The following is a 14,741-nucleotide window of genomic DNA, read 5'->3' as shown; positions in this document are numbered from 1 at the left end:
ACGGCCTCAGCCGCCATTGGCAACCACGGAGGAGCGGTAGCGCTTGACGGCGTCGGTCAACAGCTCGGCGATCTTCACCCGCCATTTCTCGTCGAGCAGCAGCTTTTCGTCTTCCGCGTTGGAGAGGAAGCCGAGTTCGAGCAGGATCGAGGGCACATCCGGCGCCCGCAGAACCTGGAAGCCCGCATGCCGATGCGGATTGTTGATCGTACTGATCTGATCCTTGAAGGAGCCGAGCACACTTTCGGCCAGCGAGATCGAGAAGGCCTGGGTCTCGCGGCGCGTCAGGTCAAGCAGGATATCGGCCACTTCCGGCGGTTCGGCGGCGGTTTCCTTGCCGGCGATCTGATCGGAAAGGTTTTCGCGTTCGGCAAGATCGGCTGCAAGCTTGTCGGAGGCCTTGTCCGAGATCGTATAAACCGTCGCGCCGCGGATATCCTTCTGCTTCAGCGTATCGGCGTGCAGCGAGATGAAGAGGCCAGCATGGTTCTGCCTGGCGATCTGCACGCGCTCGGCAAGCGACAGGAATTCATCCTCGCTGCGGGTGAGGAACGCCTTGATGCCATGCTCGCTGTTCAGCCGGTCGGTCAGCGCCTTGGCGAAGGCGAGCGTCACCTGCTTTTCCTCGGTCTTGGTATCGACGCCGATCGCGCCGGTATCGATGCCGCCATGGCCGGCGTCGACGGCGATGATGAAATCGCCGGGCTTTGCCGCCTCGGGCGTCGGAATGGCGTTCGCCGGCTGCGGACGGTCTGCCGGATCACTCCAGGACTGCGCCTTGACGAGGGCCGCGAACTCCTCCTTGCCGGTCATCTCGGCATCGAGCACGAGGCGGTAGCCCCTGCCACCCTCATCCGCCTGCACCCTGGCCGTCGCCAGCTTCACCGGCTTGACGGCGCTCAGCACGATGCGGGCGCTGCCTTCGTCCATCGTGCCGTAGCGGATGTCCTTGAAAAGCCCCCTCGCCGCCAGATCCTTGGCCTGGAATCCGAAAGCGGTCGCCGGCAGATCGACGACGATGCGCTCGGGATTGGCGATATAATGGACCGAAAAACTCGGCTGCCGGTCGAAATCGATGACGACGCGGGTACGGGCGTCGTCGCCGATGATGCGGGCCCCGTAGGCAAGCAACGCCTCGGGCTTCTTCGGATCGGCGGCAAGCGCGATGATGGCCTGGAGCGAAACCGCCGCCGCCGCGAGCACGCCTATGAATCTCATCTTCCGCTTGCTGGATTCCCCCGCTGCGGGCCGCACCCTCTTAAACAATCGACCGCACACCCTATCTGTCATTGCAATGAATCCTTGCGGCCTAATGCACGCACCGCCCGGCTTTCAGCACTTGTACGCCGCCGCCGAATCAGGACCGCTAATTCCCCCATTGTCTATGCGTTTCGAAATCCATCAATATTATGGCGCATTTGGCTTTTCCCTTGCTATTGTGACAGAGAAACCATACAACGATTTTCAGGTTAGAAAGTGTTGACGGGATAGAGTCGCCGCGCGGCTGCCAACCCCACGAGGACCTGGCGCCACAACCGGCAATCGTCCGCCGTCTTACGCGCTTCTCTCCACGGTAAACTGGATCCTGAATTTTCCGGCGTATGCGGAAACTTCATCGGTGGATAGCCACCAAACGCTCTGAGGAGCAAACTCATCGGACCCCAAGGGGTCTTAAGTATTGTCGATCTCGCTTGGTCATAATGGTTTCGCAGCAGGTTTTATCCAAAGTCTACAGGCCCCGGGAGAATGATTTCCCCGCTGTTGCCTGGCTGCTGCTGTCCCACCCGAACCAAGCGCGACTTTCATTATCCGGCGCACCCACGTTCGACCGCATGCCCGCTGTTATCAATACAGGCGGGAATGCGCGTCTGCGGCTGCGCCGAGGAGCACACCTTACATGGCAGACAAAATGCTTATCGACGCGTCTCACGAGGAAGAGACACGTGTCGTTGTCGTTCGCGGGAACCGTATAGAAGAATTTGACTTCGAGTCGCAGCACAAGAAGCAGATACGCGGCAACATCTATCTCGCAAAAGTAACGAGAGTCGAACCCTCGCTGCAGGCCGCTTTCGTCGATTACGGCGGCAACCGGCACGGCTTCCTGGCCTTTGCCGAAATCCATCCCGACTATTACCAGATCCCGCTGGCCGACCGTCAGGCTCTGCTTCGCGCCGAGGCCGAGGAGCACCGCCGCGACGACGATGTCGAGCATGTCGAAACCGCGCCGGTGAGCGACCTGTCGACCCAGGAGCAGCCTGACATCGGCATCGTGCCGAAGCAAGAGCCGGCCGCCGAAGAGGTTTCCCAAGACGCCGCTTCGATTGAAGCAAGCGCTCCGGCCGCCGAAGAGGCTCCGGCCAAGAAGGCCAAGCCGCGCCGCAGCCGCAAGAAGGCCGTCGAAACCACCGCAACCGAAGATGCCGTCCCGACCGATGTCGAAGCACCTTCGGCCTCCGTCGTCAACAATGATGACGAAGGCCCTGCCGGCGGCAGCATGGCTGCGGCTGTCGAGACCGACTCGATCTCCGAAGACGTCGATTCCCGCCGCCGCGGCAATGACGACGATGATGATGACGACCATGAAGAGGAAGTGATCGAATCCGTCGGCGCCGAAGATGCGATGGAAGAGGTTCCCGACCGCGTGCAGCGCAAGCCGCGCAAGCAGTACCGCATTCAGGAAGTCATCAAGCGCCGCCAGATCCTGCTTGTGCAGGTCGCCAAGGAAGAGCGCGGCAACAAGGGCGCGGCGCTCACCACCTATCTCTCGCTCGCGGGCCGCTACTCGGTTCTGATGCCGAACACGGCTCGCGGCGGTGGCATTTCCCGGAAGATCACCAATCCGCAGGACCGCAAGCGTCTCAAGGAAATCGCGCGGATGCTCGAAGTCCCGCAGGGCATGGGCGTCATCCTGCGCACGGCCGGCGCCAACCGCACCAAGGTCGAGGTCAAGCGCGACTTCGAATATCTGATGCGCCTGTGGGAAAACGTCCGCACGCTGACGCTCGCATCCACCGCCCCCTGCCTCGTCTACGAGGAAGGCTCGCTCATCAAGCGCTCGATCCGCGACCTCTACAACAAGGACATCAGCGAAATCATCGTTTCCGGCGAGGAAGGCTATCGTGAAGCGAAAGACTTCATGAAGATGCTGATGCCGAGCCACGCCAAGGTGGTTCAGCCCTACCGCGACATCCATCCGATCTTCTCGCGCTCCGGCATCGAGGCGCAACTCGACCGCATGCTGCAGCCGCAGGTGACGCTGAAATCCGGCGGCTACCTGATCATGAACCAGACGGAAGCGCTCGTTTCGATCGACGTCAACTCCGGCCGCTCGACGCGTGAACATTCGATCGAAGACACCGCACTCCAGACGAATCTCGAGGCTGCCGATGAAGTCGCCCGCCAGCTTCGCCTGCGTGACCTTGCTGGTCTCATCGTCATCGACTTCATCGACATGGAAGAGAAGCGCAACAACCGCGCCGTCGAGAAGAAGCTGAAGGAATGCCTGAAGAACGACCGTGCCCGCATCCAGGTCGGCCGCATCTCGCATTTCGGCTTGCTCGAAATGTCCCGCCAGCGCATCCGCGCTTCCGTGCTTGAATCCACGACCCAGGTCTGCTCGCATTGCGGCGGTACCGGCCATGTGCGCTCGCAGTCGTCCGTCGCGCTGCATGTGCTGCGCGGCATCGAGGAATACCTGCTGAAGAACACGACGCACGACATCACCGTGCGCACCACGCCGGAAATCGCGCTCTACCTGCTCAACCACAAGCGCCAGTCGATCGTCGATTATGAAACCCGCTTCGGCGTCGCGATTGTCGTCGATGCCGATAGCGCAGTCGGCTCGCAGCATTTCGCGATCGATCGCGGCGAACCGGTCGAAAATCCGGTCAAGATCGAAACCCTCTTCAACTTCGCTGCCATCCCTGACGATGACGACGAAGATATCGTCCTTGAGACAGAGGAGGAAGAAGAAGACGAGCTTGAAGAAAAGCCCGCAGCCCCCGAGCGGGCGCCGCAGCTGCGCGCCGAAGGTGATGGCGAAGGCGGCCGGAAGCGCAAGCGCCGCCGCCGCCGCCGTGGCCGCAATGGTGCCGGTGAGCAGATCGCCGCCCAGGATACCGTTCCCGGCGAAACCGGCAACGAGGATGAAGGCGACGAGGAGGGTAGCGAGGGCGATGATACAGCCGCCGCAGCAGCAACCTCCGAAACGGGAGCTGAAAGCGAAGAATCCCAGCGCCGCAAACGCCGGCGCCGCGGCAAACGTGGCGGGCGCCGCAACCGCGAGGAAGGCGAAGAACTGAGCGCCGGCGCAGAAGCCGTCGACGAAAACGTCGCTGATGCCGGGGATGGCACCGAGGCCGAAACGCAGGCTGAAACCGTCGAGGCCGTTGCTGAAGAAGCCGGCGATGGCCAGCCGGCGATGGCAGCCGTCGAGTCCGGCGCTTTTGTCACGGAAGCAAAGCCCGCGAAGGGCCGCAGCCGCCGCAAGGCCGCCGCGTCTCCCGTTGAAGAACCGGTTGCCGAAGCCGTACCTTTGGAAGCGGAAGCCGAAACGGTCGAAGCCTCCGCCGATCTCGCGACTCCGGCAGAGGACGAAGCCAAGCCGGTCCGCGCCAACCGCGAATCCAACATCTCCTCTTCGCCGACCCCGACGGTCAAATCCACGCGCAGCGAGCCCGCCGAGGCCGACAATGACGGCAAGCCGAAAAAAGCCGGCTGGTGGCAACGCCGCGGCTTCTTCTGAGAAGCCGATCCAGGATCATGAAGCGACAATCCGGCTGCGGCAACGCGGCCGGATCTTTTTTTCCGCTCGTCTGGTTGCACGAAAGATGTAGCAACAGACTCTGGCGAGGTTTGGCAGTTTGTATGATCGTCAACATCCGCCACGCCCGACGCGAAAAACGCATCCGTGCGGGCTCCTTTTAAGCATTGCCTTATTTACCTTGTTGATTGATGCAAACTTCGATTGCCGCTGTCACATTTCCTTCATAAACATTCTCTGATCGGGGGAGGTGTCGGAAAGTGATTCAATCTATTTGGCCGTATCGGCTGTTGGCATTTACAGTATTTGTATTGGCCTGCGCCGACGCATTTTTCAAAAACACGGTCCTATGTATCAAGCCAGCAAGCTGCTTTGGTATAACGATGCCGTTACGCCGATCGCGGCTGCGCTGCTGCTATTTTCGCTTATAATGGTGATTAGCGGTCGGGTTTAGAGGCTCCTGCCGGCTGTTCAAGGCAATAACCAGTTGCCAATTCTCGAATGCGCAATGGCAGGTGCGAGCGTTATTCTCACGACTGCCGCCGAGCATCATATGGGCATGTCGCTGGATGCGATCGTGGGTGACGGGCAGATATTCGAAGAAGCCGTTGAGCTTGCGGCGAGCTTGTTTCTCCTGAGCGCGCAGCAGCGAGTTCGGATGGGCGGCGGAGTGCGTCCGGCCACCCTATTGTCAACACCAGCTTGGCATTAAGGGGCGTCGCCTGACGTCTCGACGCCCTGCCGCTCCCCTCATGGGAGAGGTAAAGAACCTGGTGGGAGAGGTAAAAAATCTTGCCCTTTGCCCTCGGCCAGGCTTAGATTTTATTGGTGAGGGAGCGCCACCCGCAGAAATGATCCCCTCCGGGCGGCGGTCGGGCAGAAAATGTCGGCCTGGCGTTACCGGACATTCCTGTGAGGCACACAGACGGACCCCGGCGGCTGGCACGGGGCCTTCCGCAAGGAAAGGAAAGTGCGGCCGCTCATCGCAAAGCCTTGCGCCGCAAGGAGGCGGCGGTATTAGAGCAGAGAGAGCGAGTTGCCGATAAAAGCCGCCGAACGGGCGAACGGGCGGTGGAAAGCGCCATATACTTCACTTCAACGCGGCAAATTCCACCGCCCCGTCCGAGTGGAACGCGAGACGCAAAACACGGGTGAAGCCCAGCGCGTGAACGCGAGACCATGATTGCGAATATTTTGATTCAAGTCCTTTCAAAAATCCTTTCGAAATCCTCGGCAAGCATCGGAAATCAGACTCTATTTCAGCCAGACGGCAATGCGCTCCACCGCCTCGGCGATCTCCGCCTCGGAGCCCGCATAGGACATGCGCATCGTCCGGTTTCCCTCCAAGGGATCGAAGTCAAAACCGGGCGTGGCGGCGACATCGATTTCCGCCAGCATGCGTTTGGCGAAGGCCATGCTGTCATTTGTGAAGCGGGTGACGTCGACATAGGCATAGAAGGCGCCGTCCATGGGCGAAGCGATCGAAAGCCCGATCTCGGGAAGACGCCGTATCAGGAAATCGCGGTTCCTGGCATAGCTTGCCCTATAGACATCGAGCTCCGCCGTTGCGTTGAGCGCCGCCGTCGCGGCGATCTGGGAAAGCTCCGGCGGCGAGATGTAGAGGCTTTGCGCCACGCGCTCGATCGGCCGGACCAGACGCTCCGGCAGCACCATCCAGCCGATGCGCCAGCCGGTCATGCAATAATATTTCGAGAAGGAGTTGATGACGATCGCCTCGCCGGCTAGCTCCAACGCACTCGTCTCCTCGCCGGCGAATGTCAGCCCGTGGTAGATTTCGTCGGAGATGAAGGCGATCGAGTTGGCGGCGCAATAATCGGCGAGCGCCTTTAGCGCCGCCCTGCCCGTCACCGTGCCCGTCGGATTGGCCGGGCTTGCGAGCAGCACGCCTTTCAGCCTGACGCCGCCTTCCCGCTGCGCCGCCTCCAGGCTTTCCGGCGTCAGCGTGAAATGCGTCTCGGCCGTCACCGGCACTTCAATAATCTTCAAGCCGAGCGCGCCGAGGATGTTGCGATAGGCCGGATAGCCGGGCCTGGCGATCGCCACGGCATCGCCGGCATCGAAGAGCGAAAGAAAGGCAAGGTTGAAAGCCGCAGACGAGCCGGTGGTGACGGCGATCCGCAGCGGGTCGATGTCAAGCCCGTGCCGGTCGCGGTAATGCACAGCGAGCGCTTGCTTCAGCCGTGCGGTGCCGAGGGCGTCGGTATAGCCGATCCTGCCCTTGGCGAGCGCTGCGCGTGCCGCATCGAGCGCTGCCTGCGGGGCTGGATGGGAAGGCTGGCCGACCGCCATCGAAATGACCGGATGACCGCTTGCGCGCCGTCTGGTCGCCTCGGCGAGCACGTCCATGGCGTGGAAGGGTTCGACTTCGCTGCGTCTCGATATGGAAAACAAGGCTGCATATCTCCGGAAGTTCACTTGCGGCCAGACAATTGCCGCAATAATCGGGTCATCACAATCCCGCGATTGCGTCGCGCCTGCGAAAAATCCTGTTTGAGGACGGGACCATGCGCCGTAATTTGGTGCTTCGCAGTTCTACCTGTTAACACGGCGATGATAAGATGCAGCAAATATCGCGCCCCATCCGCCGTAGACGAGGATAAAATGACCTTCTTCCCGAAAGCCTTCACCGCCCTTGCGCTCGCAGCGAGCGTTGCCCTGCCCCTTCCGGCGGCAGCCCTCGATGATGCGCAGAAGAAGGAGTTCGGCGCGTTCATCAAGGAATACCTGATCCAGAATCCCGAGATCATGATTGACGTTCAGAATGCCCTGCAGAAGAAGCAGGAAGAGGCTCGCCTCGTGAAAGCCAACAGGGCGATCGAAGACAACGAGAAGGAAATCTTCGACGCGAAATACGACGCGGCCATCGGCAATCCGAAGGCCGATGTGACGATCGTCGAGTTCTTCGACTACAATTGCGGTTATTGCCGCCACGCTCTTTCCGACATGCAGACCATGCTCGAAAAAGACAAGAACGTCCGTTTCGTGCTGAAGGAACTTCCGATCCTCGGGCCGGAATCGGCCGCCGCCCACAAGGTCTCAGACGCCTTCCGCAAGCTCGCGCCTGAAAAATACGGCGAGTTCCACATCGCCCTGCTCGGCAGCGGTGGACGGGCTGATGAGGAGAAGGCTCTCGGCGTTGCGGAATCGCTCGGCGTCAGCAAGGAGCAGATCCTCGCGGAGATGAAGAACAGCCCGAGTGACGAGAGCGTTCAGAAGACCTATCAGCTTGCCCAGGACCTCGGCATCACCGGCACGCCGTCCTACGTGATCGGCAACGAGCTGGTGCAGGGCGCGGTCGGCTTCGAGGACCTTGAGGCCAAGGTCAAGAACATGCGCACCTGCGGCAAGACGAGCTGCTGAGGCCCCGCCCATCAATTCGCCAAAATCCAAGTGTTTCAGCCATGTGGACAAATATGGCACGATTCCGGCTGCCTTCCCCAAAGGGCTTTCAATCAAGGCATGGGGAGTCTATAGGTGGCCCTCGTGCTTTTGACGGATCATTCGATGACGCAGACCATTTTCGTCCTGAACGGACCTAACCTGAATTTGCTGGGCACCAGAGAGCCCGGCATATACGGCGGAAAGACGCTCGCGGATATCGAGACGGATTGCAAGGCGGCGGGCAGCGAGCTCGGCTTGGAGATCGACTTCCGCCAGAGCAATCATGAAGGCGTGCTCATCGACTGGCTCCACGAGGCAAACAACAAGGCGGCGGGCGTCATGCTCAATGCCGGCGCCTATACGCATACCTCGCTCGCGCTGCACGATGCAATCCGCGCTATTTCCATTCCGGTGGTGGAACTCCATATCACCAACGTTCACGCTCGCGAAGAATTTCGCCACAAGTCGTTGATTGCGCCCGCTGTGAAGGGTGTCATCTGCGGTTTTGGCCCCCATAGCTATATCCTGGCGCTCCACGCGCTGAAGAACCTCACGGCATAAGAAGAAGACAGGGCACACTCATGGCTGAGACGAAAAAAGGTATCGACCAGGCGCTGATCCGCGATCTCGCAAACATCCTCAACGACACGGACCTGACTGAGATCGAGGTCGAGCAGGACGATCTGCGTATCCGCGTCTCGCGCGCCGGCAACACGCATTATGTCCAGGCGCCGATTGGTGTTCCTGCCTATGCTGCAGCCGCGTCTTCCGCAGCCGCACCGCAGCCTGCTCCCGCTGCTCCGGCCGCCGCAGTGCGCAACCCGGCCAACACCGTCAACGCGCCGATGGTCGGAACTGTCTACATGGCTCCGGCTCCCGGCGCCCGTGCCTTCATCGAAGTCGGCGCGACCGTCAAGGAAGGCCAAACGCTTCTCATCATCGAAGCAATGAAGACGATGAACCAGATCCCATCGCCGAAGTCCGGTAAGGTCACGGAGATCCTCGTCGAGGATGGTCAGCCCGTCGAATACGGCCAACTCCTCGTCGTCATCGAATAAGGCAGGCGTCATGGTCTCCAAAATCCTCATAGCCAATCGCGGGGAAATCGCACTGCGCGTGCTGCGCGCCTGCAAGGAGCTCGGCATTCCCTGCGTCGTGGTTCACTCCACCGCCGATGCCGATGCCATGCATGTGCGCCTTGCCGACGAGAGCGTCTGCATTGGCCCGCCCCCCTCGCGCGATAGCTATCTGAACATCCATCAGATCGTTGCCGCCTGCGAAATCACCGGTGCGGATGCGGTGCATCCGGGCTATGGCTTCCTTTCGGAAAATGCCAAGTTCGCGGACATCCTCGATGCCCACGACATCACCTTCATCGGTCCGACGGCAGACCATATCCGCATCATGGGCGACAAGATCACCGCAAAGACGACCGCGCTGGAGCTCGGCATCCCGGTTGTTCCAGGCTCGGACGGCGAAGTGAAGACCGAGGAAGATGCGATCAAGACGGCAGCCTTGATCGGCTATCCGGTGCTCATCAAGGCAACGGCAGGCGGCGGCGGCCGCGGCATGAAGGTCGCGAAATCCGAGGCCAACCTCATCGAGGCTTGGTCGACGGCACGCGCGGAAGCGGCGGCAGCCTTCGGCAACGACGCCGTCTACATGGAAAAGTACCTCGGCAAGCCGCGCCACATCGAAATCCAGGTGTTTGGCGACGGTGAAGGCAATGCGATCCACCTTGGCGAACGTGACTGCTCGCTGCAGCGCCGTCACCAAAAGGTCTGGGAAGAGGCAAACTCTCCGGCACTCAACGTCGAGCAGCGCATGAAGATCGGCCAGATCTGCGCCGACGCCATGAAGAAGTTGAAGTATCGCGGCGCCGGCACGATCGAATTCCTCTACGAAAACGGCGAATTCTATTTCATCGAAATGAACACCCGCCTGCAGGTGGAGCATCCGATCACCGAAGCGATCACCGGCATCGATCTCGTGCACGAGCAGATCCGCGTCGCCTCCGGCCGCGGCCTCTCTGTCACGCAGGAAGAGGTCACCTTCGAGGGTCACGCCATCGAATGCCGCATCAATGCCGAGGACCCGCGCACTTTCGTGCCCTCGCCCGGCACGATCACGCATTTTCATGCGCCCGGCGGCCTCGGTGTGCGCATCGATAGCGGTGCCTATCAGGGCTACAAGATCCCGCCCTACTATGATAGCCTCATCGGCAAGCTCATCGTGCATGGACGTACCCGCGTCGAATGCATGATGCGTCTGCGCCGTGCTCTTGACGAATTCGTCGTCGACGGCATCAAGACGACGCTACCACTGTTCCAGGATCTCGTGTCCAATCAGGATATCGCCAACGGCGACTATGATATCCACTGGCTGGAACACTACCTGGCCAACCATCCGGCATAACGGAAATGGCAGGCTCGCGCAGGAAGTCCCCAGGCATTACCCCGGAGATTCTCCTGCGCGCCTATTCCATCGGCCTCTTCCCGATGGCCGAATCCGCCGACGATCCGGAAATCTTCTGGGTCGAGCCGGAGCTTCGCGGCGTGCTGCCGCTCGACAACTTCCATGTCTCGAAAAGCCTTGCGAAGACTATTCGCAGGCAGCCCTTCGATATCCGCTTTGATCATGATTTCGACGCCGTGATCGCGGCCTGTGCCGAGGCGACCTCCGACCGGCCGAGCACCTGGATAAACCATACGATCAGGTCACTCTATTCGACGCTCCACCGCATGGGCCATGCCCATTCCGTCGAAGCATGGCACGACGATCAATTGGTCGGCGGTCTCTATGGCGTCTCGCTCGGTTCCGCGTTCTTCGGCGAGAGCATGTTCTCCCGCCGCACCGACGCCTCCAAGATCTGTCTCGTTCATCTGGTCGCGCGTCTGCGCGACAGGGACTTCACCCTGCTCGACACGCAATTCACCACCGAGCATCTGAAGACCTTCGGCGCCATCGACGTGCCCAAGGACGACTATGCGGTCATGCTCGCCGCGGCGATGGATTCACCGCACCTGACATTTTGAGGCCTGCGGCAAGCGTCTTTGCCGCGCCCGCCCCGCCTTCGAGGGTCGCTTCGCTCCCGCCCCGGCGTGAGGGCTTCTTAACGCGTCGGCGCTTGGCAAATATCGGTGCTGCCCCATCCTCATCCTGAGGCGCAAGCCGACACGCCGTAGCCTCGAAGGACGGGGATGGCCACGACGCTGCTATACGATATGGGACGCTACTTCGCCGCGCCTTCGGGCGCCGGCACCTCGGACTGCGCCTTGCAGTCCTTCAGCCAGACGTCGTAAATCGGGTGTTCCACAGCGTTGAGGCCGGGGCTGTCTGCGAACATCCAGCCGGTGAAGATGCGGCGAATCTTTCGGTCGAGGGTGATCTCGTCGACTTCGACGAAACCGTCGATCTTCTGGGCTTCCGCCTGGTCGCGCGAATAGCAGGCCTTCGGCGTAACCTGAAGTGCGCCGAACTGCACGGTCTCGTTGACATAGACATCGAAGGTGGTGATGCGGCCGGTGATTTTGTCGAGGCCGGAGAAGACGGCAACGGGATTGTCGATGCGTGCGGCAGACGCCGCCTGCGGCAAGAAGGAAGAACCAAGCGCCAGGGCAAACCCGGCAGCACGCAGGACATGATTCCGCGTGAAAAGCTTCATATCTACCCGTCTCCAGCGCATTTCAGATCAAGACCGCAGCTCCTGCGACCAATCTGCGGGTAAAGGTCAATTGTGGCCAAAAGCGGGGCCGGACGGCTCGCTTGGCAGAGCGATATCAGGTGCCGGGCGTCCAGGCGTCGTAGTCGCCGGTCACCCGCGGGCGTTCGCCGGCAACGGCAAGCGAGCCCGGCGGGCGGTAAGCCTGCGCAGAGCCGGTGAGGTTGGGACGGTGCGCCTTCTGCCATTCCTTGGCGACGTAGTTTTCCTTCGACGGCGGAACATCGGTGCGGTGGTGCATCCAGCCGTGCCAGCCCGGGGGGATGGCGGAGGCTTCGGCATATCCCTTGTAGATCACCCAGCGCTTCGGCAGGCCGTAGGAGGACATGCCGCCTTCATAGTAGACGTTGCCGAATTCATCCTCACCGACGCGCTTGCCAAAACGCCAGGTCGCAAAACGCGTGCCCAACGTCTGGCCGTTCCACCAGGTGAAGATTTGCAAAAGAAGGTTCTTCATGTCTTTTCCTTGTGCTTGCCGAAGGCGAGCGGGACTGGAATTCGTTCCTTCGCTTATGCCGCCGGAACGCTGGATTGTCCAGCGATTCCCATCGGGCCAAACCTCATTTCAGGGCCATCTTGAAGCCCAAACGCGACGGATTGAAACTGAGGCGCTCGTAGAAACGGTGCGCATCCCGGCGCTTGGCGTTGGAGATCAGTTGCACATGCGAAAGGCCGCGGCTTTTTGCCTCGCCGACGTAGAATTCGATCATCTGCAGACCAATTCCGTTGCCACGCATGTCGCCGTCTCAAAGGCCGCCTTGGCGTGCTTCGCGGATCTCAACTTTGGCCATCGGTGCCGGTTCAACGGCGTTCGAGCGGCTTTTCGAGGATCAGCGTCGCGATCCCGGATTGGCCCGGTCCGTCGTTTTCGTTGCGGCCGGCATCGGTAAATCCGTGCGCGTGATAAAAGGCGATCGCCTTTTCGTTCCTTGGCTCGACCTCGAGACGCATGATCTCTGCATCCGGAAAGCAGGTCTCGAGCTCGGCAAAGATTTCGCGTCCGATGCCCTGGCGATGCAGCGACGGCCGCACGTAAAGCAGATGCAGCATAACCGTCTTCGTCATCTCGTCCGACATGGCGGCATAGCCTATGCCGCCCACGGCCTTGCCGTTGTCGGCGACGAGGAATTCCGCGTTCTTCTTCGCCAGCCGCGCCTGGAGCGCTGCCGGAGAAAACAGGTGCGCGATCAGCTCGCTCACCTTCGCCTCGCCGTAGAGATCGGCATAGGCGGAACGAAACGCCTCGACCAGCAGGACGCGGACCTTGTCGAGGTCCCGCTCGCTTGCCGTGCGCACGAAATACACGGCCCTTACTCCTCGATTCCGAGCTTGGCCTTGACAAGCGCCTGGACGGCCTGCGGATTGGCCTTGCCGCCGGTTGCCTTCATCACCTGGCCGACGAACCAGCCGGCAAGCGTCGGCTTTGCCTGAACCTTGGCCACCTGATCTGGGTTGGCGGCAATGATCTCGTCGACGGCCTTTTCGATGGCGCCGGTATCGGTCACCTGTTTCATGCCGCGGGCTTCGACGATCTCAACCGGATCGCCGCCTTCGTTGAGCACGATCTCGAAGAGGTCCTTGGCAATCTTGCCGGAGATGGTCTCGGCCTTGATGAGATCGATGATCGCGCCCAGCTGAGCCGGCGAAACCGGCGTCTCTTCGATGTCCTTGCCGGTCCTGTTCAAGGCGCCGAGCAGGTCGTTGATGACCCAGTTTGCAGCCGTCTTGCCGTCGCGGCCTTCGGCCACGGCTTCGAAATAATCGGCAATCGCCTTTTCGGAGACCAGCACCGAAGCGTCGTAGACCGAAAGACCGAGTTCGCGGACGAAGCGCTCCTTCTTGTCGTCCGGCAGCTCCGGCAGGTGGGCTGCAAGATCCTTGATGAAGCCATCGTCGAATTCGAGCGGTAGCAGGTCCGGATCGGGGAAGTAGCGATAATCATGCGCTTCTTCCTTGGAACGCATGGAGCGCGTTTCGCCCTTGTTCGCGTCGAACAGGCGGGTTTCCTGATCGATCGTACCGCCGTCCTCCAGGATGCCAATCTGGCGGCGGGCTTCATATTCGATCGCCTGGCCGATAAAGCGGATGGAGTTGACGTTCTTGATCTCGCAGCGCGTGCCGAAGGGCTCGCCGGGGCGGCGGACGGAGACGTTGACGTCGGCGCGCATCGAGCCCTCGTCCATGTTGCCGTCGCAGGTGCCGAGATACCGCACGATCGAACGCAGCTTCGTCATGTAGGCCTTCGCCTCGTCCGACGAGCGCATATCGGGCTTCGAGACGATTTCCATCAGCGCGACGCCGGAACGGTTGAGGTCGACGTAGGACATCGTCGCATGCTGGTCGTGCATCGACTTGCCGGCATCCTGTTCCAGATGCAGGCGCTCGATGCCGATCTCGATATCCTCGAACTGGCCTTGGCGGTCAGGACCAAGCGAAATGACGATCGTGCCCTCGCCGACGATCGGATCCTTGTACTGCGAGATCTGATAGCCCTGTGGCAGGTCGGGATAGAAATAGTTCTTGCGGTCGAAGACCGAACGCTTGTTGATCTGAGCCTTCAGACCGAGGCCGGTGCGCACCGCCTGCTTGACGCATTCCTCGTTGATGACCGGCAGCATGCCGGGCATGGCGGCATCGACGAGCGAGACGTTCGAATTCTGCGGCTTGCCGAATTCCGTCGAGGCGCCGGAGAAGAGCTTCGCATTCGACAGCACCTGCGCATGGACTTCCATGCCGATGATGACTTCCCAATCGCCGGTGGCGCCGGGAATGAAGCGTTTCGGATCAGGCGTGCGAACGTCGACAATGGTCATTTGATGCTCTTTGGAGGCTGTTCTTTTCAACTGGTGAGGTAAC

General features: G+C 60.8%; 13 protein-coding genes and 1 pseudogene. 7 read left to right on the top strand and 7 right to left on the bottom strand.

From position 1 onward, the window contains the following. Positions 1–6 precede the first annotated feature (6 nt). Positions 7–1,218: an N-acetylmuramoyl-L-alanine amidase gene (locus A3C3_RS0112195; RefSeq protein WP_376774882.1), complete on the bottom strand. Its 1,212-nt coding sequence runs from the start codon at positions 1,216–1,218 to the stop codon at positions 7–9. A 679-nt stretch (positions 1,219–1,897) separates the two neighbouring features. Here A3C3_RS0112195 and A3C3_RS0112190 point away from each other — a divergent pair. After that, positions 1,898–4,744 carry a ribonuclease E/G gene (locus A3C3_RS0112190; protein ID WP_022714886.1) on the top strand — a complete coding sequence of 949 codons (2,847 nt, stop codon included), beginning with the start codon at positions 1,898–1,900 and terminating at the stop codon, positions 4,742–4,744. A 505-nt stretch (positions 4,745–5,249) separates the two neighbouring features. Next, positions 5,250–5,474, top strand: coding sequence for a hypothetical protein (locus A3C3_RS0112180; RefSeq protein ID WP_145611865.1), 225 nt, complete (start codon positions 5,250–5,252; stop codon positions 5,472–5,474). Positions 5,475–6,016: 542 nt separating this feature from the next. Here A3C3_RS0112180 and A3C3_RS0112175 read toward each other — a convergent pair. Further along, a complete protein-coding gene (locus A3C3_RS0112175) occupies positions 6,017–7,174 on the bottom strand; it encodes a pyridoxal phosphate-dependent aminotransferase (protein ID WP_022714883.1) in 1,158 nt (385 codons plus the stop codon). Positions 7,175–7,384: 210 nt separating this feature from the next. Here A3C3_RS0112175 and A3C3_RS0112170 point away from each other — a divergent pair, with 210 nt between their 5' ends. From A3C3_RS0112170 to aat, 5 genes are all read left to right on the top strand, one after another. Then, complete coding sequence (locus A3C3_RS0112170; RefSeq protein WP_022714882.1) at positions 7,385–8,143, top strand: DsbA family protein; 759 nt, start codon at positions 7,385–7,387, stop codon at positions 8,141–8,143. Positions 8,144–8,287: 144 nt separating this feature from the next. Then, positions 8,288–8,725, top strand: a complete 438-nt coding sequence (gene aroQ, locus A3C3_RS0112165; RefSeq protein WP_028739586.1) for a type II 3-dehydroquinate dehydratase — start codon at positions 8,288–8,290, stop codon at positions 8,723–8,725. Positions 8,726–8,745: 20 nt separating this feature from the next. Further along, positions 8,746–9,222 carry an acetyl-CoA carboxylase biotin carboxyl carrier protein gene (gene accB, locus A3C3_RS0112160; protein ID WP_022714880.1) on the top strand — a complete coding sequence of 159 codons (477 nt, stop codon included), beginning with the start codon at positions 8,746–8,748 and terminating at the stop codon, positions 9,220–9,222. Between the two features lie 10 nt (positions 9,223–9,232). Next, positions 9,233–10,579 (top strand): acetyl-CoA carboxylase biotin carboxylase subunit, encoded by a 1,347-nt coding sequence (gene accC / locus A3C3_RS0112155; protein ID WP_022714879.1) that lies wholly within the window; start codon positions 9,233–9,235, stop codon positions 10,577–10,579. A gap of 5 nt (positions 10,580–10,584) precedes the next feature. After that, positions 10,585–11,199, top strand: a complete 615-nt coding sequence (gene aat / locus A3C3_RS0112150; RefSeq protein ID WP_022714878.1) for a leucyl/phenylalanyl-tRNA--protein transferase — start codon at positions 10,585–10,587, stop codon at positions 11,197–11,199. Positions 11,200–11,396: 197 nt separating this feature from the next. Here aat and A3C3_RS0112145 read toward each other — a convergent pair whose 3' ends face one another. The 5 genes and pseudogenes from A3C3_RS0112145 to gatB form a co-directional block, all read right to left on the bottom strand. Then, positions 11,397–11,828 (bottom strand): DUF2155 domain-containing protein, encoded by a 432-nt coding sequence (locus A3C3_RS0112145; RefSeq protein ID WP_022714877.1) that lies wholly within the window; start codon positions 11,826–11,828, stop codon positions 11,397–11,399. A gap of 115 nt (positions 11,829–11,943) precedes the next feature. Continuing rightward, positions 11,944–12,342, bottom strand: a complete 399-nt coding sequence (locus tag A3C3_RS0112140; protein WP_022714876.1) for an NADH:ubiquinone oxidoreductase subunit NDUFA12 — start codon at positions 12,340–12,342, stop codon at positions 11,944–11,946. 103 nt (positions 12,343–12,445) lie between these two features. Then, a pseudogene (locus A3C3_RS38215) lies at positions 12,446–12,625 on the bottom strand (GNAT family N-acetyltransferase); the annotation flags it as partial. A gap of 61 nt (positions 12,626–12,686) precedes the next feature. Then, positions 12,687–13,190 carry a GNAT family N-acetyltransferase gene (locus tag A3C3_RS0112130; RefSeq protein ID WP_022714874.1) on the bottom strand — a complete coding sequence of 168 codons (504 nt, stop codon included), beginning with the start codon at positions 13,188–13,190 and terminating at the stop codon, positions 12,687–12,689. A 5-nt stretch (positions 13,191–13,195) separates the two neighbouring features. Next, complete coding sequence (gene gatB, locus A3C3_RS0112125) at positions 13,196–14,698, bottom strand: Asp-tRNA(Asn)/Glu-tRNA(Gln) amidotransferase subunit GatB (protein WP_022714873.1); 1,503 nt, start codon at positions 14,696–14,698, stop codon at positions 13,196–13,198. Positions 14,699–14,741 lie beyond the last annotated feature (43 nt).

The sequence above is a fragment of the Rhizobium mongolense USDA 1844 genome (genome assembly GCF_000419765.1).
Taxonomy (GTDB): Bacteria; Pseudomonadota; Alphaproteobacteria; order Rhizobiales; family Rhizobiaceae; genus Rhizobium; species Rhizobium mongolense.
Note: the sequence above shows the minus strand (reverse complement) of the source record. Positions and strands in the feature narration are given on the sequence as shown.